19 protein-coding genes and 1 pseudogene are annotated in these 19,693 nt (G+C 32.8%); 17 read left to right on the top strand and 3 right to left on the bottom strand.

The window, feature by feature from the left end; translation table 11 throughout:
* Positions 1-11 precede the first annotated feature (11 nt).
* From sufD to sufB, 4 genes are read left to right on the top strand one after another with little or no spacing between them, the layout of a single operon-like run.
* Entirely contained in the window at positions 12-1,328 is a 1,317-nt protein-coding gene (sufD, locus tag LQ682_RS05930) for a Fe-S cluster assembly protein SufD (RefSeq protein ID WP_017000938.1), read from the top strand.
* A 2-nt stretch (positions 1,329-1,330) separates the two neighbouring features.
* Positions 1,331-2,596, top strand: coding sequence for a cysteine desulfurase (locus tag LQ682_RS05935; protein WP_174700894.1), 1,266 nt, complete (start codon positions 1,331-1,333; stop codon positions 2,594-2,596).
* On the top strand, positions 2,586-3,026 hold the full coding sequence (gene sufU / locus LQ682_RS05940) for a Fe-S cluster assembly sulfur transfer protein SufU (RefSeq protein ID WP_064211459.1): 441 nt from the start codon (positions 2,586-2,588) through the stop codon (positions 3,024-3,026). Before LQ682_RS05935 ends, sufU begins: the two co-directional genes overlap by 11 nt.
* 46 nt (positions 3,027-3,072) lie before the next feature.
* Positions 3,073-4,470, top strand: a complete 1,398-nt coding sequence (gene sufB, locus LQ682_RS05945; RefSeq protein ID WP_017000941.1) for a Fe-S cluster assembly protein SufB — start codon at positions 3,073-3,075, stop codon at positions 4,468-4,470.
* A gap of 547 nt (positions 4,471-5,017) precedes the next feature.
* On the opposite strand, the gene glcP is transcribed toward sufB, so the two are convergent.
* The gene (gene glcP / locus LQ682_RS05950) at positions 5,018-6,385 is read right to left on the bottom strand and encodes a glucose transporter GlcP (RefSeq protein WP_016999751.1); all 1,368 of its coding nucleotides are present in this window, start codon (positions 6,383-6,385) and stop codon (positions 5,018-5,020) included.
* Positions 6,386-6,584: 199 nt separating this feature from the next.
* On the opposite strand from glcP, the gene LQ682_RS05955 reads away from it, so the two are divergent.
* From LQ682_RS05955 to dgoD, 5 genes are read left to right on the top strand one after another with little or no spacing between them, the layout of a single operon-like run.
* Positions 6,585-7,805: an ROK family transcriptional regulator gene (locus tag LQ682_RS05955; protein WP_239723961.1), complete on the top strand. Its 1,221-nt coding sequence runs from the start codon at positions 6,585-6,587 to the stop codon at positions 7,803-7,805.
* Positions 7,806-7,823: 18 nt separating this feature from the next.
* Positions 7,824-8,609 carry an SDR family NAD(P)-dependent oxidoreductase gene (locus LQ682_RS05960; RefSeq protein ID WP_135021386.1) on the top strand — a complete coding sequence of 262 codons (786 nt, stop codon included), beginning with the start codon at positions 7,824-7,826 and terminating at the stop codon, positions 8,607-8,609.
* 21 nt (positions 8,610-8,630) lie between these two features.
* Entirely contained in the window at positions 8,631-9,584 is a 954-nt protein-coding gene (locus tag LQ682_RS05965; protein ID WP_239724014.1) for a sugar kinase, read from the top strand.
* 12 nt (positions 9,585-9,596) lie between these two features.
* Positions 9,597-10,241: a bifunctional 4-hydroxy-2-oxoglutarate aldolase/2-dehydro-3-deoxy-phosphogluconate aldolase gene (locus tag LQ682_RS05970; protein WP_016999755.1), complete on the top strand. Its 645-nt coding sequence runs from the start codon at positions 9,597-9,599 to the stop codon at positions 10,239-10,241.
* A 1-nt stretch (position 10,242) separates the two neighbouring features.
* Positions 10,243-11,391, top strand: coding sequence for a galactonate dehydratase (gene dgoD / locus LQ682_RS05975; RefSeq protein ID WP_239724017.1), 1,149 nt, complete (start codon positions 10,243-10,245; stop codon positions 11,389-11,391).
* A 78-nt stretch (positions 11,392-11,469) separates the two neighbouring features.
* Here dgoD and LQ682_RS05980 read toward each other — a convergent pair whose 3' ends face one another.
* The gene (locus LQ682_RS05980; RefSeq protein WP_016999757.1) at positions 11,470-11,934 is read right to left on the bottom strand and encodes an ImmA/IrrE family metallo-endopeptidase; all 465 of its coding nucleotides are present in this window, start codon (positions 11,932-11,934) and stop codon (positions 11,470-11,472) included.
* Positions 11,935-11,971: 37 nt separating this feature from the next.
* Positions 11,972-12,301, bottom strand: a complete 330-nt coding sequence (locus LQ682_RS05985; protein ID WP_026023660.1) for a helix-turn-helix transcriptional regulator — start codon at positions 12,299-12,301, stop codon at positions 11,972-11,974.
* Positions 12,302-12,442: 141 nt separating this feature from the next.
* Between LQ682_RS05985 and LQ682_RS05990 the strand changes: the two genes are divergently transcribed.
* The 8 genes and pseudogenes from LQ682_RS05990 to LQ682_RS06025 form a co-directional block, all read left to right on the top strand.
* The gene (locus LQ682_RS05990) at positions 12,443-12,763 is read left to right on the top strand and encodes a phage holin (protein ID WP_218707442.1); all 321 of its coding nucleotides are present in this window, start codon (positions 12,443-12,445) and stop codon (positions 12,761-12,763) included.
* A 19-nt stretch (positions 12,764-12,782) separates the two neighbouring features.
* A complete protein-coding gene (locus tag LQ682_RS05995; protein WP_064211456.1) occupies positions 12,783-14,036 on the top strand; it encodes an N-acetylmuramoyl-L-alanine amidase in 1,254 nt (417 codons plus the stop codon).
* Positions 14,037-14,310: 274 nt separating this feature from the next.
* Positions 14,311-14,679 carry a YxeA family protein gene (locus LQ682_RS06000; RefSeq protein ID WP_016999760.1) on the top strand — a complete coding sequence of 123 codons (369 nt, stop codon included), beginning with the start codon at positions 14,311-14,313 and terminating at the stop codon, positions 14,677-14,679.
* A 162-nt stretch (positions 14,680-14,841) separates the two neighbouring features.
* Positions 14,842-15,690, top strand: coding sequence for a DUF72 domain-containing protein (locus LQ682_RS06005; protein WP_016999761.1), 849 nt, complete (start codon positions 14,842-14,844; stop codon positions 15,688-15,690).
* A gap of 10 nt (positions 15,691-15,700) precedes the next feature.
* Positions 15,701-16,522, top strand: coding sequence for a sulfite exporter TauE/SafE family protein (locus LQ682_RS06010; protein WP_016999762.1), 822 nt, complete (start codon positions 15,701-15,703; stop codon positions 16,520-16,522).
* A gap of 12 nt (positions 16,523-16,534) precedes the next feature.
* Positions 16,535-17,860, top strand: coding sequence for a bifunctional metallophosphatase/5'-nucleotidase (locus tag LQ682_RS06015; RefSeq protein WP_239724019.1), 1,326 nt, complete (start codon positions 16,535-16,537; stop codon positions 17,858-17,860).
* A gap of 81 nt (positions 17,861-17,941) precedes the next feature.
* Positions 17,942-18,859: a lipoyl synthase gene (gene lipA / locus LQ682_RS06020; protein WP_016999764.1), complete on the top strand. Its 918-nt coding sequence runs from the start codon at positions 17,942-17,944 to the stop codon at positions 18,857-18,859.
* A gap of 12 nt (positions 18,860-18,871) precedes the next feature.
* A pseudogene (locus tag LQ682_RS06025) lies at positions 18,872-19,237 on the top strand (YutD family protein); the annotation flags it as partial.
* Positions 19,238-19,693 lie beyond the last annotated feature (456 nt).

Consider the following 19,693-nt stretch of genomic DNA (forward strand, 5'->3'; position numbering starts at 1 on the left):
GAGGAGTATAAATGGCAACTGAAACAAAGTTAAACATTAGCGTTGAAGATTTAGTAAATTATTCAGCATCTCAAAATGAACCACAATGGATGACTGATTTACGTAAAGACAGTTTTCAAAAGTTAGAACAATTAGAAATGCCTAAACCAGATAAAACAAAAATAAACAGATGGGATTTTGATTCTTTCAAATCTCACACTGTTGAAAGTGATACATTTGAGTCTATCGATAAATTACCTGAATCAGTTCAAAAAATTATCGATACTGAAAATGCTAAAAATCTAATCGTTCAGCATAATAATACACCTGCTTTTACAAAAGTAGATGATAAATTAACTGAACAAGGTGTTGTAATTAAAGATTTAAAAACTGCACTTATTGAAAACAGTGATTTAGTTCAAAAATATTTTATGACAGATGCTGTTAAAGTAGATGAGCATAGATTAACTGCACTACATGCTGCATTAGTTAATGGTGGGGTATTCGTTTACGTTCCTAAAAATGTAGTAGTAGAAGATCCTATCCAATATGTAGTATTACATGACGATAGCGATGCGAGTTTCTTCAATCACGCTATCATTGTGGCTGAAGAAAGTGCAGAAGTAACATACGTTGAAAACTATTTATCAACTGTTTCTTCTAACGATAATCAATTAAATATCGTATCTGAAGTTATTGCTGGAGCTAATTCTAAAATAACTTACGGTACAGTTGATTTCATGGATAAAGGATTCACTGGACACATAATCCGTCGTGGTATTGCAGCAGCAGACTCTACTATCGACTGGGCATTAGGTTTAATGAATGACTGTAGCACTATTAATGATAATACAACATACTTAATGGGCGATCGTTCAAACTGTAACTTAAAAACAGTAGTAGTTGGTCGTGGTGAACAAAAACAAAACTTCACAACTCAAATTATTCAATATGGTAAAGAATCAAATGGTCATATCTTGAAACATGGTGTAATGAAAGATAGTTCTTCATCTATTTTCAATGGTATTGGTTACATTAAACACGGTGGAACAAAAGCAGATGCACAACAAGAATCACGTGTACTTATGCTTTCTGAAAAAGCACGTGGAGATGCAAACCCAATATTATTAATTGATGAAGACGATGTAACTGCAGGACACGCAGCATCAGTAGGTAGAGTAGACCCTACTCAACTATACTACTTAATGAGTAGAGGTATTTCTCGTGAAGAAGCTGAAAGATTAGTTATACATGGTTTCTTAGACCCAGTTGTTTCTGCATTGCCAATTGAAGGCGTTAAACGTCAATTACGTGAAGTTATTGAAACTAAAGTAACAACGCAAATATAAAAATAGGCACAGAAAGGTCTGATAATGTGGCCGAATCAACATTTAATGTAGAAAAAGTAAAAAAAGATTTTCCAATATTAGAGCAAGAAGTAAACGGTAAAAAACTTGTATATTTAGATTCATCTGCCACAAGTCAAACGCCGATACAAGTAACGGATTCTATTGTAGATTACTACAATCGATATAATTCGAATGTACACCGTGGTGTGCACACACTTGGAACGCTTGCTACGGATGCTTATGAAAAAGCACGTGAAACAGTCAGAAGATTTATCAACGCTCGATACTTTGAAGAAGTTGTTTTTACTAGAGGAACAACTACAGCAATTAACTTAGTTGCACATAGTTACGGAGACGCAAATGTTTCTGAAGGTGACGAAATTGTCGTGACTCAAATGGAGCATCATGCTAATATCGTCCCTTGGCAACAACTTGCTAAACGTACTGGTGCAACATTAAAATTTATTCCGATGTCTGACAGTGGCGAACTTGAAAAAGAAGCAATTGATAACACGATAACGGATAATACAAAAATTGTTGCAGTTACACATGTTTCAAACGTATTGGGTACGATAAATGATGTTAAATATATTGCTGAAGTTGCACATCAACATGATGCAGTAATTGCAGTTGATGGCGCACAATCAGCTCCACATATGAAAGTTGACGTTCAAGATTTAGATGTGGACTTCTTTAGCTTCAGTGGACATAAAATGCTAGGTCCAACCGGCATTGGTGCACTATACGGTAAACGTCATTTACTTGATAAAATGGAACCAATTGAATTTGGTGGAGACATGATTGATTTTGTAGGATTAGAAGATGCAACTTGGACAGACTTACCAACTAAGTTTGAAGCAGGTACACCACTTATAGCTGAAGCTATCGGATTTGCTGAAGCAATTAGATACATTGATGAATTAGGCTTAGAAGAAATTCATCAACATGAATATGAGCTAGTTAATTACGCATATAATGAGATGTCTAAAATAGAAGGTTTAGAAATTTACGGACCTTCACCTGAAAAGCGAGCTGGTTTGATTACGTTCAACGTTGAAGGTGTTCATCCACATGATTTAGCAACAGCACTAGATTCTGAAGGTGTAGCTGTTAGAGCTGGACATCACTGTGCACAACCGCTAATGAAATGGTTAAATCAATCATCTACAGCACGTGCTAGTTTCTATGTATATAATACTACTGAAGATGTTGATAAGTTAATTCAGGCACTCTATAGAACGAAGGAGTTTTTCTCTTATGAATTTTAATAATTTAGATCAACTATATCGTTCTGTGATTATGGATCATTATAAAAATCCTAGAAATAAAGGAGCTATCGAAGATGGTTCCATGACGATAGATATGAATAACCCAACATGTGGGGACCGCATCCGCTTAACATTAGATGTAGTAGATAATGTTATTAAAGATGCTAAGTTTGAAGGTGAGGGTTGTTCTATTTCAATGTCTAGTGCATCAATGATGACGGAGGCGGTAAAAGGTCATACCATCGAAGAAGCATTACACATGAGTCAAGAGTTTTCTAATATGATGCTAGGAGAATCTTATGAGATCACAGATGATATGGGTGATATCGAATCTTTATCAGGTGTGTCTAAGTTCCCAGCACGTATTAAATGCGCGACTTTAGCGTGGAAAGCATTTGAAAAGGGCACAAAAGAAGAAGATGACCAGTAACTTTTGAAGATTGGGCGTAAGCTATAATAAAAGAGGAGTGAAGAAAATGGCTAAAAAATCACCAGAAGTTGGAGATTATAAATATGGTTTCCATGATGAAGACGTTTCTATTTTCCGTTCAGGTAGAGGTTTGACAGAAGAAATTGTTAGAAAAATATCTGAAATGAAAGATGAACCACAATGGATGCTAGATTTCCGTTTGAAATCATTAAAACAATTCTATAAAATGCCAATGCCAATGTGGGGTGGCGATTTATCAGAATTAAACTTTGATGAAATCACATATTATGTAAAACCATCAGAACGTTCTGAACGTTCATGGGATGAAGTACCAGAAGAAATTAAAAACACTTTCGATAAATTAGGTATTCCAGAAGCTGAACAAAAATATCTTGCAGGTGTATCTGCACAATATGAATCAGAAGTTGTATACCACAACATGGAGAAAGACTTAGAAGAACAAGGTATCATCTTTAAAGATACAGATTCAGCTTTACGTGAAAACGAAGACTTATTCAAAGAATACTTTGCTTCTGTAATTCCAGCAGCAGATAACAAATTCTCAGCATTAAACTCAGCAGTATGGTCAGGTGGATCATTCATTTACGTACCTAAAGGTGTAAAACTTGAAACACCATTACAAGCTTACTTCAGAATTAACTCTGAAAATATGGGTCAATTCGAAAGAACTTTAATCATTGCAGACGAAGGTTCTTCAGTACACTACGTAGAAGGTTGTACTGCTCCAGTTTATACAACAAACTCACTACACTCAGCAGTAGTTGAAATCATTGTTAAAAAAGACGCATATTGCCGTTATACAACAATCCAAAACTGGGCAAACAACGTTTATAACTTAGTTACAAAACGTACGTTTGTTTATGAAAATGGTACGATGGAATGGATCGATGGTAACTTAGGTTCTAAGTTAACTATGAAATATCCATCATGTTTCTTACTTGAAGAAGGCGCTAGAGGTATGACATTATCTATAGCACTTGCAGGTAAAGGACAAGTTCAAGATGCTGGAGCTAAAATGATTCATAAAGCACCAAACACATCTTCAACTATTGTATCTAAATCAATCTCTAAAAATGGCGGTAAAGTAGTTTACCGTGGACAAGTACACTTTGGCCGTAAAGCTACAGGTGCTCGTTCTAACATTGAATGTGATACTTTAATTATGGATAATGAATCAACATCAGATACAATTCCTTATAATGAAATTATGAATGATAACATTTCATTAGAACACGAAGCGAAAGTTTCTAAAGTATCTGAAGAACAATTATTCTACTTAATGAGCCGCGGTATTTCAGAAGAAGAAGCAACTGAAATGATCGTAATGGGCTTCATTGAGCCATTCACAAAAGAACTACCAATGGAATACGCAGTAGAAATGAACCGTCTAATCAAATTCGAAATGGAAGGTTCAATCGGTTAATTATATAACGACAAACCCCCTTACCAATTTAATTGGTGAGGGGGTTTTGTTTTATAAGTGCGAGTAGCTTATTGTTTATGATGGATAAGAAGAAGGTAAAGCCTCTAACGTGCAAGAAATTTGAGACAAGCCCGTTACATTTTCTAACGGGCAAGTGCTAATAAACAAGCCCGTTAGCACAATATCTTGCATAATTATAATGTAATTTCACATTAAATATATATGATACATCACTTTAATGTGCAAGAAATTTGAGACAAGCCCGTTACATTTTCTAACGAGCAAGTGCTAGTAAACAAGCCCGTTAGAGCGATATTTTCTACGATTTTGTAAAGTGCTGACGCCTGAGGAAATAGTGTGAGTGAGAGACTACAGTCTCGAACCATACTCTAGGCAAGCATGCGTGTACAAAATCGTATATTATATAAAAAATAAGCATATCACTTTCAAACTGAAATAATCAGTTAAGTGATATGCTTATTTATTTTGAGTTGGGATTTTTATCCGAAACTCTATAGCTTATTCTTCATTTTTCAAAACTTTAATATTAATCTACTTCTGATAATTTAGTAGATGATGTTCTATTTCTTAAGTCTACTTCTATTTCTTCTAAGCTACGTCCTCTTGTTTCTGGTAGATACTTAATAACAAATATCATAGCTAAAATACCGATTACTGCGAAGATTAAGAACACTAGCTCAATACTTAATACTGACGTAAGTATTGGGAATAATTGAGCTACTAATAAGCTCCCGATTGATAGTGATAATGTTGCTATACCTGTAGCAGCACCTCTAGCTCTCATTGGGAATAATTCTGGTAGCATTACCCATAATATTGGTCCCCAAGTAAATGCGAAGAATACAATAAATAGTGTTAGACAAGCTACAATAATCCAAGCACCAACTGTTGAACCAAGACCGATTGTCCATACTAATCCTGCCATTATAAGTAATGATCCAACCATACCTATGTTACCAGTAATTAATAGTTTCTTTCTATCTATTTTATCTATGATTTGAATAGCAAAGATTGTAACAATCACGTTTACTGAACCTATTCCTACTGTTCCTAATATTGCAGTAGAATCTCCTAAACCTGCTTTTGTAAAGATAGTAGGTGCATAATAAATGATTGCGTTAATACCGATTATTTGTTGTAGTAGAGCGAATAAACAACCAATTATGAGTACTGGTCTTAACCATACTGATTTCAATACAGTCCAAGTACTTTCTGAAATGTCTATAATTTCTTTCATTTCGTCAATTTCTTTATCAATTTCTTTTTGTTTACGCGTCATACCCATAACTTTACGAGCTGATTTTTCACTTTTATGTTCGAGTAGCCATCTTGGACTTTCTGGCATGAAGTATACACCAATCATTAAGATAACTGATGGTACAACAGCTAGTCCAACCATCCATCTCCAAGCTTCCATATCTGCGAAAGCATAGTTTATAAGATATGAAGCAAGTATACCAATTGTTATCATCAATTGGTTTAAAGAACTGAGCGACCCTCTTTTATCTGTAGGAGCCATTTCTGATAGATATACCGGAACGATTGCTGAAGAACCACCTACAGCTAACCCGATTATAAATCTACCTATAACAAGCATGCTTAAGTTTTGTGCACCTGCAAGTAATAGCGCACCAGCAATAAATACGATTGCTATTATAAACACAAGTCTACGTCGTCCAAGCTTGTCTGATAATGGTCCACTTGAACCGGCACCAAATATAGCCCCGATAAGCATTGAACTAACGACAAATCCTTCAGCAGTACTTGAAAGTGGTATGTCATTTTTTATGAATAGTAAAGCGCCTGAAATTACGCCTGTATCGTAACCGTAAAGCAATCCACCTAAAGCTCCTAGGAAGAATATTAACTTTGTTCGAAAATTGCTTGTTCCCATTCTAATAACCTCCAAAATTTTAAATATTTAAAGACAAATGTCAGATTTAATTATCTCAAATAACTAAATACTTGTTTTTAATTATTAAATCTGATTTAATATTAAATGTAAGCCTTTGCAGATAGAAAATCAAGTGAAAAATATTTTATTTAACATATTAATAGTTATTGTAGATTACTGAAGGTAATGGAGGACGGCTATGAAAGATTCATCAAGAATTAATGTGAATTTGATGAAAGATTATAATAAACAACTCGTTTTAAGAACAATTCAAAAATATGGACCTATTTCTAGAGTGGAAATAGCTAAACAGATTGACTTATCTAGACCGTCTGTATCTGAAATAGTTTCTATTTTGATTGAAGAACAATGGATTCAAGAAAAACCTTCTGAAATAAAAGTAAGAGGTAGACAGCCTATACCGTTAGATATTAATAAAGAGAAGAAAGTTATAGTCGGTTTAGAAATTGGTGCTTACTCAACAAAAATTATCGTAAGTAATTTGAAGGCTGAAATATTAGATCAAATTCAAATAGAAATGAACAAGCAAAAGGATCCAAATTCAACCATTGAATATTTAGGTGAGCAAATTAAATTAATTGCAAATGAGTATAAAGCAAAACAAATTGAAGTATTAGGTATAGGTGTTGGAATGCATGGTCTTGTAGATACTAAAGAAGGTAAGAATATTTTTGCACCTAATTTAGGTTGGGAAAATATTGAGATTAAAAAGATTCTAGAAAGCATAACACAACTCAAAGTAATAATTGATAATGACTGTAATAGCGCTGCACTGGCGGAGATGTGGTTTGGCCAAGGAAAAGATGAAACGAATTTCATCTCAGTCCTGGTAGATTATGGAGTGGGCGCAAGTATTATCAACAATGGCTCCATATTTAAAGGTACACATCATGTAACGGGTCAAATTGGGCACGTAACAATCGATCCAGATGGTCCATTATGTTCATGTGGGAATTATGGTTGCTTAGAGACGTTTACATCTGAAACAGCTATTTTGAAAATGTTAAAACGTAAATTGAAATTAGGTGAAAGTAATGTATTTTCAATGCAGAATATAAACATTGATGACTTGAATATAGATGACTTTTATAACGCAGTAAACAAAGGTGATGAACTTTGCATCGATATAGCAAAAGAAGTTGGAAGAAATTTAGGATTAGGTTTTACAATTTTAATCAATTTGTTCGGACCTAAGTTTATTGTGTTAGGAGGTAGCTTAACTAAAATCAGTGACATTTTACTACCGATTATTAAAGAAGTTATTCAATTTAAGGTAATGGGTGAAGAAGCTAAAAAAACACCTATCATTACATCAGCACTAGGTGAGAATTTGTATACGATAGGTGCAGCTTCTTTAATTGTTGAAGACATATTTACTTTGCCAAAACCAAATAAATAAAAATAGGGAGGATTTATAATGGCTAATTTAAACGAACAAGTCGTAATAGTAACAGGATCAGGAAAAGGTATAGGAAAAGGTATTGCTAAGCAATTGGGTCATAAAGAAGCAAAAATAGTAGTAGCTACTATTGATGCAGATTTTGGTAAAGAAACGGTTGAAGAAATTATTCAAGATGGTGGAGATGCATATTTTGTAGAAACTGATGTCTCTAAAGAAGAAAGTATAATAAATATGGTAGAAGAAACAGTGAAGCATTATGGAAAAATTAATACGCTTGTTAACAATGCAGGTATCACGGTATTTAAATCTATTGAAGAAGCAACTGTAGAAGATTGGGATTCAATTATTAATATCGACTTAAGAGGTACATTCTTATGCTCAAAACACGTAATTCCAGAAATGAAAAAACAAAACGGTGGTTCTATTATTAATATTTCTTCTAACCATTCAATCGCTACATTACCTGATACAGACATGTATGCCGCTGCTAAAGGTGGTGTAAATGGTATGACAAGAGGAATGGCGTTGAGCTTAGGTAAATATAATATTCGAGTAAATGCTATTTGCCCTGGATTTACAAATACTGCCCACTTAAAAAATTGGTTTGATTCAATGGATAATGAAGAGGAAGTTAGACAAGGTGTCTTAGATTTACATGCTACTTCAAGAATTAACGAACCAGAAGATATTGGCAAATTAGCTCAATACTTGGCTTCAGATGATTCTGAAATGATGACAGGTGAGCACTTAGTTATCGATGGTGGTTTATCAGCTCGCTTATATAACGCAGATGGTTATTAATATTTAAGGAGGATTAGAATAATGGATGTATTATCGATAGGTGAAACGATGATTGCTTTTTCTCCAAATGAAGTTGGACCAATGCGCTATGCTCGTGACTTTTCTACTCATATAGCTGGAGCGGAAACGAATACGCTTATTGGATTAGAAAAACTTGGTGTAAGAACTGGATGGATTAGTCAACTTGGTAACGATGAATTAGGACATAGAATACTTTCATTCGTGAGAGGTGAGGGTATTAATGTAGATTCAGTAAAATTGACTGATGAAGCACGCACAGGCATTTTCCTTAAAGAAAAGGCACGATATGACCAAACACATGTACATTATTATAGAAATGATTCAGCTGCTAGCATAATGTCAAAAGATAATATTGATAAAAGTTATATATCACAATTTAAATATTTATATATAACAGGTATTACACCAGCATTAAGTGAAAACTGTAAAGAAGCTGTTCTTTATTTAATTAATGTCGCTAAAGAACTAGGTTTAAAAGTTATTTTTGATCCAAATTTAAGATTAAAGTTATGGAGCGAAGAAGAAGCAAGAGAAACTTTACTCAATATTATTTCTTTAAGTGATATTGTTTTACCTGGTATAAGTGAAGGAGAATTTTTATTTAATGAGAAATCTGAAGATAAAATCGCTCAACATATTGTTGTTTTAGGACCTTCAACAGTTATTGTAAAGTTAGGAGAAAAAGGTGCGTATTATCAAACCCGAAATGAATCTGGTTATGCGAAAGCATCTAAAGAAATAGAAGTAGTTGACCCTGTAGGTGCTGGAGATGGTTTTGCAGCTGGATATATAGCAGGATTTATTAACGGATTATCATTACATGATGCTGTGGAGCAAGCATGTAATGCAGGTGCTCTCGTTACTACGGTCAAAGGTGATGTAGAAGGATTGCCAAGTAAGAATGAACTTGAGCAATTCAAAAATCAAGATAAAACAGATGATGTTATTAGATAAGGAGCTGTCAAAATGGACACTTTAAATACAATAAAAGAAACTAAAATTATAGCAATCATAAGAAACGCAAAGCCTGATGATATTTTACCAATTGTTAAAAGTTTATATAAATCAGGTATTCGAGCAATTGAAATCACAATGAATTCTCCTAAAGCTTTAGAATCTATCGAACTAGTTGCTACTGAGATGAAGGATAAAGTCGTTGTTGGTGCAGGCACAGTATTAGATGCAGAATCAGCAAGACTAGCGATATTGAGTGGAGCTACGTTTATTTTATCGCCAACACTGAATAAAGAAACAATACAAATGACTAAAAAATATGGGGCAGTGAGCATACCAGGTGCATTATCTCCTACTGAGATTTTAGATGCATATGAGTATGGTGGAGATATTATAAAAGTATTTCCTACAACATCTATGGGGCCAGAATATATTAAAGATTTACAAGGACCTTTACCACAAATTCCATTGTTACCGACGGGTGGTATTGATTTAAATAATATTGAGCAATTTATGAAAGCTGGCGCTGTTGGCGTTGGATTAGGTAGTTCTTTAGTGAATACTAAATTAGAAGCAAATGAAGAATATTATAAAAATTTAGAAGAAACAGCAAAACAATTTAGTGATATTGTACATTTGAAAAAAGGACGTGCATAAAATGAAAATTATTGATTATGAATTATTTCAAGTGCCACCACGTTGGTTATTTTTAAAAATTACAACGGATGAAGGAATCGTTGGTTGGGGCGAACCAGTAATAGAAGGTAAAGCAGCAACAGTAAAAGCAGCTGTACATGAGTTTATGCAACAATTAATGGGAGAGAACCCTTTAAATATCGAAGATCATTGGAATATGATGTATAGAAGTAGCTTTTATAGAGGCGGCCCGATATTAATGAGTGCCATCTCTGGTATTGATCAAGCTTTATGGGATATAAAAGGTAAATACTATAATGCACCAGTTCATGAATTAATGGGAGGCGCTTGTAAGCACTCCATGAAAGTTTATTCTTGGATAGGTGGAGATAGACCGATAGATACTTCTAACGCTGCTAAAAAAGCGTATGAGAATGGATTTTCAGCTATTAAAATGAATGCGACAGAAGAATTACAATATATAGATAGTTTCGATAAAATTGAAAGTGTTGTTGAAAGAGTAGCTGGGATTAGAGAAGCGGTTGGCAATAACCTAGGCATTGGTATTGATTTTCATGGTAGAGTACATAGACCAATGGCAAAAGTGTTAGCAAAAGAATTAGAACAATTTAATCCGATGTTTATAGAAGAACCTGTATTGAGTGAGAATATAGAAGCGATAAGAGAAATGAGTCAGACAACAAGTATTCCTATAGCTTTAGGCGAGAGACTATACTCAAGATGGGACTTTAAACCAATTTTAGAAAGTGGCTATGTTGATGTCATTCAACCTGACTTATCTCACGCTGGAGGTATAACAGAATGTAAAAAAATTATATCTATGGCTGAAGCTTATGATGTTGGAGCAGCACCGCATTGTCCACTAGGTCCTATAGCGCTAGCTTCATGTCTACAAGTGGACGCTACTTGTCATAATTCATTTATTCAAGAGCAAAGTTTAGGTATTCATTATAATAAAGGTAGCGATATTTTAGATTACATCAAAAATAAAGAAGTATTTGAATTTGATAATGGCTATGTCAAAATTCCAAAAGGTCCAGGCTTAGGTGTAGAAATCGATGAAGACCTTGTTAGAAAAATGGCTGAAAAAGGTCATGATTGGCATAATCCAGTCTGGAGACATAAAGACGGAAGTATTGCTGAGTGGTAAGTTTTTAACTTTCAAAAAATGAATATATTAAAAAGCCCTAATTCGTTTATTAAATTCAACGAGTTAGGGCTATTATTTTTAATTGATTTCTTTATATTCAAATACTTGTAAGGGATTAAATTTAATTAAGTAGTTTTCATACCACGTGCTTAACCCATATTTTTGTTGGTAATGTTCTAATACCTCGTCAATATATCCTTCTGATACGTCTAAATAATTACTTAATTCATATTTATTATGCACGCCAGATTGGTAGGCTTGAACAATATTCTGTAAAGGAATAATCTTTTCAAAGCCAAGTCGTCTTGCTTTATGTTCAAACTTCCATTTCCATAATTCGTTAGTATCTAATATATCTCCATATGTAATATCGTGATGGGCTAACTCTTCACCTAGAACTTCTAATTTTTCTTTGTCTGATAAATTGTCTTTCAACAAAATTAATCCATCTACATATAAACCTTTCATATCCTTTGGAAGATGATTGGTTTCTTTTATGACGATGTGTTCATTATTGATCAGTGTTTTTTCATATCTATTCAAAATATCCCCACCATAGTAATCGATTATTAAATATAGATTATTTGTTTTGATGCTTCAAAAAGTCTACATATTCTAATACTTTTTTTAACTCTTCTTCTGATAATTCCCCATCTAAATGTGCAGCTATTGTTTCTGCAGTGGAGTTATAAGATTGTTTTGTTTCCCCGTCTAATATATAACTGACACTTACATTAAACAATTTAGCCATTTCTTCTATTTTCTTCATCTTTGGTGCTTTTCTTCCTGTTTCCCAATAAGAAATGGATTGTTTTGAAACATTGAGTTCGTCTGCTAACTTCTGTTGCGTCCATCCATTCTTTGTTCTTAATAAACTAATTTGTTCCGAGAGTTTATTTTCAGACACCATAAGCTTCCCGCTCCTTAAATGTTTTATAACTTTATTATAACCAATAGTTATATTAATTCAAATAAAAAATAAAAAATATAACCAAAAGTTATTGACGTCAACCGAAAGTTATACTATAGTGTAACCAAGGAGGTGATAGACATGGTTAAAATGAACTTCAAAACAAACAAAGTAGATTTGAATTATTCAGAAGATGAAAGGGGGTTAGGAGTTGATTTAGATAAAGTTAAACAATTCATTGCAATGATAGGTGGATTTTTAGGCGCAGTATATTTAGCCTTAAACGCTTCAGGCATTTATATAGAATGGTTAAGCCCAGATAAGTTAAATGCATGGATGAATGTATTTAATACAGGTGTTCCAATATTGTTTGTTTTATACGGTATTTGGAAAAATACATTCATTATAACTAATCAATCTAGAGCGCAAGAAAAGTTTTTGAAAGAATCAGGAAAAAAATAAAAATGTAAAGGATGATTATATGTTAACAGCGATATCATATTTAACTAAGAAAGGATGGGAAATATCATCAGATCCAAGAACATTTGATGATTATCCAAAGAATTATGGTTATAGAAATTATGTAGAAGATGGTATAAACTATGATGCATTTTGCAGTGGGTATCACAGAGCATTTGATGTTTTTAATAATAAAACTGACGAAATACCTGCAGTTGCAAGTGGAACAGTTATTTTAAGCGAACCATTCGGTAATTTTGGTGGGACGATGGAAATACGAGATAGCAATGGAAACGACTGGATTTACGGTCATATGCAAAGAGATTCTTTGAAATTTTCCAAAGGAGATAAAGTGATACAAGGAAATATCATAGGCTTACAAGGCGATACAAACTATGACGATAACCCTATGAGTGCACATTTGCATATTCAATTAAGAGAAAAAGGAACAGACATTACAAGTGAAGTATCAAGAGTGTGTAGTGGTATACCGATAGAAAATTATGACATTACAAAATTAAATCAAAAATTAGATCAATCTAAAAATAAAGGAGAAGTTAAAATGAGTAAAAAAATTATGATAGTTGCAGGTCACGGTTATAACGATCCAGGAGCAGTAGGAAATGGAACAAATGAAAGAGATTTTATTAGAGCTAATATTGTAGATAGAGTAGCAAACTACTTAAAACAAGCAGGTAATAATGTTGCAGTGTATGGTAAAGACCAAGATATGTATCAAGATACAGCATACGGACAACAAGTAGGTAACAAGACAGATTATGGGCTGTATTGGGTTAAATCGCAAGGATATGAAATCGTAGTAGAGTTTCATTTAGATTCAGCGTCGGCATCCGCAACAGGAGGGCATGTTATTATACCGAGTGGATTAGCGCCAGATAATATCGACAAAGCATTACAAGCAGCCGTTAAAAAGCATGTTGGTACAATTCGAGGTATTACAGAGAGAAGTGACCTATTAAATTGTAACGTTGCAAAAGCAGAATATATCAACTATAGACTTGTAGAATTAGGGTTCATTACTTCGACTAAAGATATGAATGCTATTAAGAACAACCTAAACGCATATACAAAATCATTAGCAGAAGCCATTCATGGAGCAGCGATTGGAAGTAAACCATCAACGTATACAGTTGTTGCCGGAGATACACTGTGGGGAATTAGTCAAAAAACAGGTGTTACAGTAGCAACATTAAAGAAATTAAACGGATTAACATCAGATGTGATACAAATCGGACAAGTATTAAAATTGAAATAGGAGGTATAAATATGGGGAATAAAAAAGAAAAAATACCTTAAACATAAACATTACCCAATGACGGCCATCATTTAATAAGTTTATGCAAGGTATCTTGACTAAGTAAAATATAACACAAACCCCCACCATCAACAAGAAGATGGCGGGGGTTTTCTATGGAAATAAATGTATAAAACCTTATTGACAGAATATTATGAATTTATTATATTCTTTTTAATATAGATTAAAAAGAAAATGAGATAATGCTTAAAGAATTTGAGACGAGGTGAAGTCAGTGGTAAAAAGAAAATTTGTTGTTGTTCTTCTAGTTTTATTATTTTCATGTATTGCTGTGTATTTCGCTATGTATACGAATGATAAATTGGATAGATTAAACCCATTCGTCAAAGAACAGTTGAGCTATGCAAAAGTACCTAATCATGAAAATATTGAGGAATTAAGAGGTCAGGCTTTAGTAGACGCGCAAAGATATGAAGATATTCAGTCTTATGATGAAAAGGGACGTGGAAATAGTTATTTATTAACTTTTACCGGATATGATCCTTCTCAAAAATATGTAAAAATTAGACATAAAGGGAAATGGGTTTATCATATAGAATACATTTCTGAAAATGAATATGATAAGAAGATAAATCAATATTAATAATATTGATGATTACATAAAAAAATTATAATTTGTAATTGAAACTAATATTTTATAAGACTAAGACATAAGAAAAATGTCTTAGTCTTTTTTTATATCGTTTTAATCATACAGACTGAACTATAAATACGCTATATGGTATGATGAATATGGTGATAAAATATGATAAAAATTGGGCTAACGGGTTGGGGAGATCATGATAGTTTATACACAGATCTTTCTAATAAAAAAGATAAATTAAAAGCTTATGCTTCTCATTTTCCTATTGTGGAGTTGGATGCGACTTATTATGCAATTCAACCGCAAAGAAATATTGAGAAGTGGATTCGTGAAACGCCAAAGAATTTTAGATTTGTTGTTAAAATTCACCAAGCTTTGACAGGTCATGCTGATGCGAAAGAATTTGCTGAAGACAAGAAAGAATTATTTAATTTATTTAAAGATTCTATGAGGCCTTTGAAAGCTTCGGGTAAATTAGCGATGATTCTTGTTCAGTTTCCGCCTTGGTTTGATTTACAAACACAAAATATTAATTATTTAAGGTATGTTCGTGAACAATTAAAAGAATTTGATGTATGTATAGAATTTAGAAACAGAACTTGGTTTCAAAATGATGTAAAAGAATACACTTTGGAATTTTTAACAGATATGAATTTTATCCATAGTGTATGTGATGAGCCTCAAAGTGGAGAAGGTTCAATACCTATGGTGAACCGAGTTACTCATGATATTGCTTTTGTGCGTTATCATGGGCGTAATGTTAACGGTTGGACTAAAAAAGATATGACTGATCAAGAATGGCGAGATGTTCGTTATTTATATAATTATAATGAAGCGGAATTGAAAGAATTAAGTGATAAAGTCAAAATTTTGAATCATAAAGCGAAAGACGTATACGTAGTATTTAATAATAATTCAGGTGGTCATGCTGCACAAAATGCTAAAACTTACCAAGATTTATTAGATATTAAATATGAAGGTTTAGCTCCTAAACAACTAAAACTATTTTAGAGGTGACGATGTGGCATATATTGTATTAATATTAATCGGTGCTTTATCAGCAATTATCGGTGCGCTAGTAGGCATCGGTGGGGGTATTATTATAGTACCTTCACTTGTTTATTTTGGTATAGACCATCAACTTTTATCTGGAATGACACCTCAAAGAGCAATTGGTACTTCTTCAGTAATTCTGATTACTACAGGATTAACAGCTACATTAGGTTATTTAAAAACAAAGCAAGTAGATGTTAAAAATGGTTTAATATTTTTAATAGGTATTATTCCTGGTGCGCTAATTGGTGCATATATAAGTAGATATTTAACGTTAGATTCATTTAATTTATATTTCGGTATATTTCTTATTATTATTTCTATCATTTTAATGATTAGAAATAGCGTTAAACCTATTAAATATTTTCAACAAGAGAAATATATGAAATCATTTACAGATCGCTATGGAGAAGAACATCGATATGGTATTCCACCAGTTGTAGCAATTATTTCTTCATTTATTGTAGGTATAACAACGGGTTTATTTGGAATAGGTGGTGGTGCTTTAATGACGCCACTTATGATTATTATATTTAAGTTCCCACCACATGTAGCTGTAGGAACAAGTATGATGATGATATTCTTCTCAAGTTTTTCTAGTTCAGTCAGTCACGTTGTTCAAGGAAACGTATTATGGGTCCACGCGATTGTATTGATTATTTCTAGTTATTTTGGGGCCAAAATAGGCGTGAGAATTAATAGTAAAATTAAATCAGATACAGTTGTTTTAATTTTGAGATTTACGATGTTAATTTTAGGTATATATTTGATTGTAAAAAGTATTCTTTAAGGAGTTGAACTTGTGAAACTCACGATATTCCATACGAACGATATTCATAGCCATTTAGATACATACGCTAAAATATCTAAGTACATTAAAACACAAAGAAAAAACATTAATCATGACACGATATACATTGATATTGGTGATCATATAGATTTATTTCATCCATTAACTGAAGCTTCACAAGGTACAGAAAACGTAAAAATATTAAACGATAGCGGGGTTGATGTTGCGACTATCGGTAATAATGAGGGTATGACTATTTCTCATGATGCATTAAATCGATTATACGATGATGCAAAATTTGATATAACATGCTGTAATTTATTTGATTTTGAAGGTGAATTACCACGTAACATCACTTCACATATTATTAAAGAAGTGAACGGATTAAAAATCTGCATGATAGGTTTGACTGCTCCTTTTAATCATTTTTATGAAACTCTAGGCTGGAAAGTCACGACGCCATTACTTGCTTTAAAAAATGAAATAGCTCAAGTTGAAGGGGATTATGATGTATTATTGGTTCTTAGTCATGTTGGCATATTCTTTGATGAGCAATTATGTGAAGAATGTCCTGAAATTGATATTATTTTTGGAGCGCATACACATCACTATTTTGAAAATGGTGAAATGAAGAATGGCGTGTTGATGGCTGCCGCTGGAAAGTACGGACATTATGTAGGTCAAGTAGATTTAGAAATAAAAAATAAAAGAATTATAAAAAAAGAAGCGCATATATTAAATAGTGATGAATTAGAACACGTTAATAATGATTATGAAGAAAAGGGCAGAACCTTGCTCAACAGACCAGTTTTAAATAGAAGTTTTTCTTTGCCAAGAAGGTTAAATAGTGCAAGTTATACAACAGATTTGCTTTGTGAAAGTGTGTTAGAATTTACTGAAGCAGACTGTGCGATTATAAATGCAGGCCTTATAGTGAAAGAGAAGTCTGGTAATGAATTAACAGAATTTGATATTCATCAAATGTTACCTCATCCTATTAATACAGCTACGATTGATCTCAAAGGGACTGAACTCAAACAAATCATATATAAAGCGATGGAACAATCTTATATTGATGAAGTGGCAATTGGGTTTGGATTTAGAGGAGATATATTTGGAGGATATGTATTTAAAAATATCGGCTACATTGAGTCGACAGGACAATGTTTTGTAAAAGGCGAAGAAGTTCAAGATAATCAATATTATAAATTGGGCACAATCGATATGTATACATTCGGAAGATATTTCCCTATACTGAAAGATATGGAAATAAATTATATTATGCCAGAGTTCTTAAGAAATATTTTTGAACAAAAATTATTACAAATTGAAAAGTAAATGTAAATGGGATTTTCATTTGTAACTATTTTCGGTATAATGTACGAAGATGAAAATACTAATAGAAGGGTGTTCACGTATATGGCTACTAAAAATGAAGAAATATTACGTAAACCGGATTGGCTAAAGATTAAGTTAAACACTAACAAAAACTACACTGGCTTGAAAAAAATGATGCGAGAAAAGAATCTTCATACTGTTTGTGAAGAAGCAAAATGTCCAAACATTCATGAATGTTGGGGTGAAAGACGTACCGCTACATTTATGATTTTAGGAGCAGTGTGTACAAGAGCTTGTCGTTTTTGTGCTGTTAAAACTGGTCTACCGAATGAACTTGATTTAGAAGAACCACAACGTGTAGCAGAATCTGTTCAATTGATGAATTTAAAGCATGTTGTTATTACAGCAGTTGCTAGAGATGACTTAAAAGATGCAGGTTCAAATGTTTATGCAGAAACAGTTCGTAAAGTAAGAGAATTAAATCCTTATACTACTATTGAAATTTTACCATCAGATATGGGAGGTAGCTATGAAGCACTTGAAACGCTAATGGCTGCTCAACCAGATATTTTAAACCATAATATTGAAACAGTAAGACGTTTAACTCCAAGAGTTAGAGCGCGTGCTAAATATGATCGTACGTTAGAATTTTTAAGACGTTCTAAAGAAATGTATCCAGATATTCCTACTAAATCAAGCTTAATGGTTGGTTTAGGTGAAACTGTCGAAGAAATATATGAAACTATGGATGATTTACGTGCAAATGATGTAGATATTATGACGATTGGACAATATTTACAACCATCTCGTAAACATTTAAAAGTTCAAAAATATTATACACCTTTAGAATTTGGTAAACTTAGAAAAGTAGCAATGGAAAAAGGATTTAAACATTGTCAAGCAGGCCCAATGGTGCGTAGTTCTTATCATGCTGATGAGCAAGTTAATGAAGCAGCTAAAAGAAAGCATATACTAGGTGAACAAGCACTTAATAACTAATAAGGTGATTTAATGTTAACTAAAATAGGACAAGACTATTTTGAAGTAATAAAAGATGACCAAAAATCATTCGATGAAGAAAGATTTGCAGCGCGTTATTCTGAAATCTTAGATAAATATGATTTTATAGTCGGTGATTATGGATACGAGCAATTACGCTTAAAAGGCTTTTATTATGATTCTAATAAGAAAAGTGATGCCAATAAACGATTTTCATCTATACAAGATTATTTACTTGAATACTGTAACTTTGGCTGTAAATATTTTGTCTTAAGACGATTGTCTAAAGGAGAAATTACAAAGTTAACAGCAGAAGATGCTGAATTTGTTGATGAAGAAAGTAAATTGGATAATGTGAAAATTGAACCAACAATACAACAAAATAGTAAATCCGAAAACAAAGCACACCAAATAGAAACAGAAGAAACTGAAATAGAAGAAATCAAAGTAGAAGTAGAGAACGAAGAGCAAATAGAAATTGTTGAAGAAACAATTATTAGCAAAAATACTTTGAAAGATTATTTATAAAAAATAACAAGCTGAGACATTTATTTATGTCCCAGCTTGTTTCGTTATATATAAGGACAGTAATATTTTTTTTATTGTAGTTGGATTAATGTGATAGAAAATCTAATAAGAGGCGTGTAGTTGGATTAACGTGATGGAAAATCCAATAAGAAGGTGTGTAATTGGATTAATGTCATAGAAAATCCAATAAAAGTATGTTTAGTTGGATTAACGTGATAGAAAATCCAATAAAAGTATGTTTAGTTGGATTAATGTGATAGAAAATCCAATAAGAGGCGTGTAGTTGGATTAACGTGATGGAAAATC

Origin of the sequence: Mammaliicoccus sp. A-M4 (assembly GCF_022386955.1) — a bacterium.
In the GTDB taxonomy this organism is placed as follows: domain Bacteria; phylum Bacillota; class Bacilli; order Staphylococcales; family Staphylococcaceae; genus Mammaliicoccus; species Mammaliicoccus lentus.

What these genes read in the sequence shown, in the direction of transcription:
- LQ682_RS05990 (WP_218707442.1), top strand. Translation starts at nt 12,443, where the DNA reads ATGGTTAAAATGAACTTCAAAACAAACAAAGTAGATTTGAATTATTCA.
- LQ682_RS06005 (WP_016999761.1), top strand. Translation starts at nt 14,842, where the DNA reads ATGATAAAAATTGGGCTAACGGGTTGGGGAGATCATGATAGTTTATAC.
- LQ682_RS05955 (WP_239723961.1), top strand. Translation starts at nt 6,585, where the DNA reads ATGAAAGATTCATCAAGAATTAATGTGAATTTGATGAAAGATTATAAT.
- LQ682_RS05965 (WP_239724014.1), top strand. Translation starts at nt 8,631, where the DNA reads ATGGATGTATTATCGATAGGTGAAACGATGATTGCTTTTTCTCCAAAT.
- sufD (WP_017000938.1), top strand. Translation starts at nt 12, where the DNA reads ATGGCAACTGAAACAAAGTTAAACATTAGCGTTGAAGATTTAGTAAAT.
- LQ682_RS05985 (WP_026023660.1), bottom strand. Translation starts at nt 12,301, where the DNA reads ATGGTGTCTGAAAATAAACTCTCGGAACAAATTAGTTTATTAAGAACA.
- LQ682_RS05995 (WP_064211456.1), top strand. Translation starts at nt 12,783, where the DNA reads ATGTTAACAGCGATATCATATTTAACTAAGAAAGGATGGGAAATATCA.
- LQ682_RS05970 (WP_016999755.1), top strand. Translation starts at nt 9,597, where the DNA reads ATGGACACTTTAAATACAATAAAAGAAACTAAAATTATAGCAATCATA.
- LQ682_RS05960 (WP_135021386.1), top strand. Translation starts at nt 7,824, where the DNA reads ATGGCTAATTTAAACGAACAAGTCGTAATAGTAACAGGATCAGGAAAA.
- sufB (WP_017000941.1), top strand. Translation starts at nt 3,073, where the DNA reads ATGGCTAAAAAATCACCAGAAGTTGGAGATTATAAATATGGTTTCCAT.
- lipA (WP_016999764.1), top strand. Translation starts at nt 17,942, where the DNA reads ATGGCTACTAAAAATGAAGAAATATTACGTAAACCGGATTGGCTAAAG.
- dgoD (WP_239724017.1), top strand. Translation starts at nt 10,243, where the DNA reads ATGAAAATTATTGATTATGAATTATTTCAAGTGCCACCACGTTGGTTA.
- sufU (WP_064211459.1), top strand. Translation starts at nt 2,586, where the DNA reads ATGAATTTTAATAATTTAGATCAACTATATCGTTCTGTGATTATGGAT.
- glcP (WP_016999751.1), bottom strand. Translation starts at nt 6,385, where the DNA reads ATGGGAACAAGCAATTTTCGAACAAAGTTAATATTCTTCCTAGGAGCT.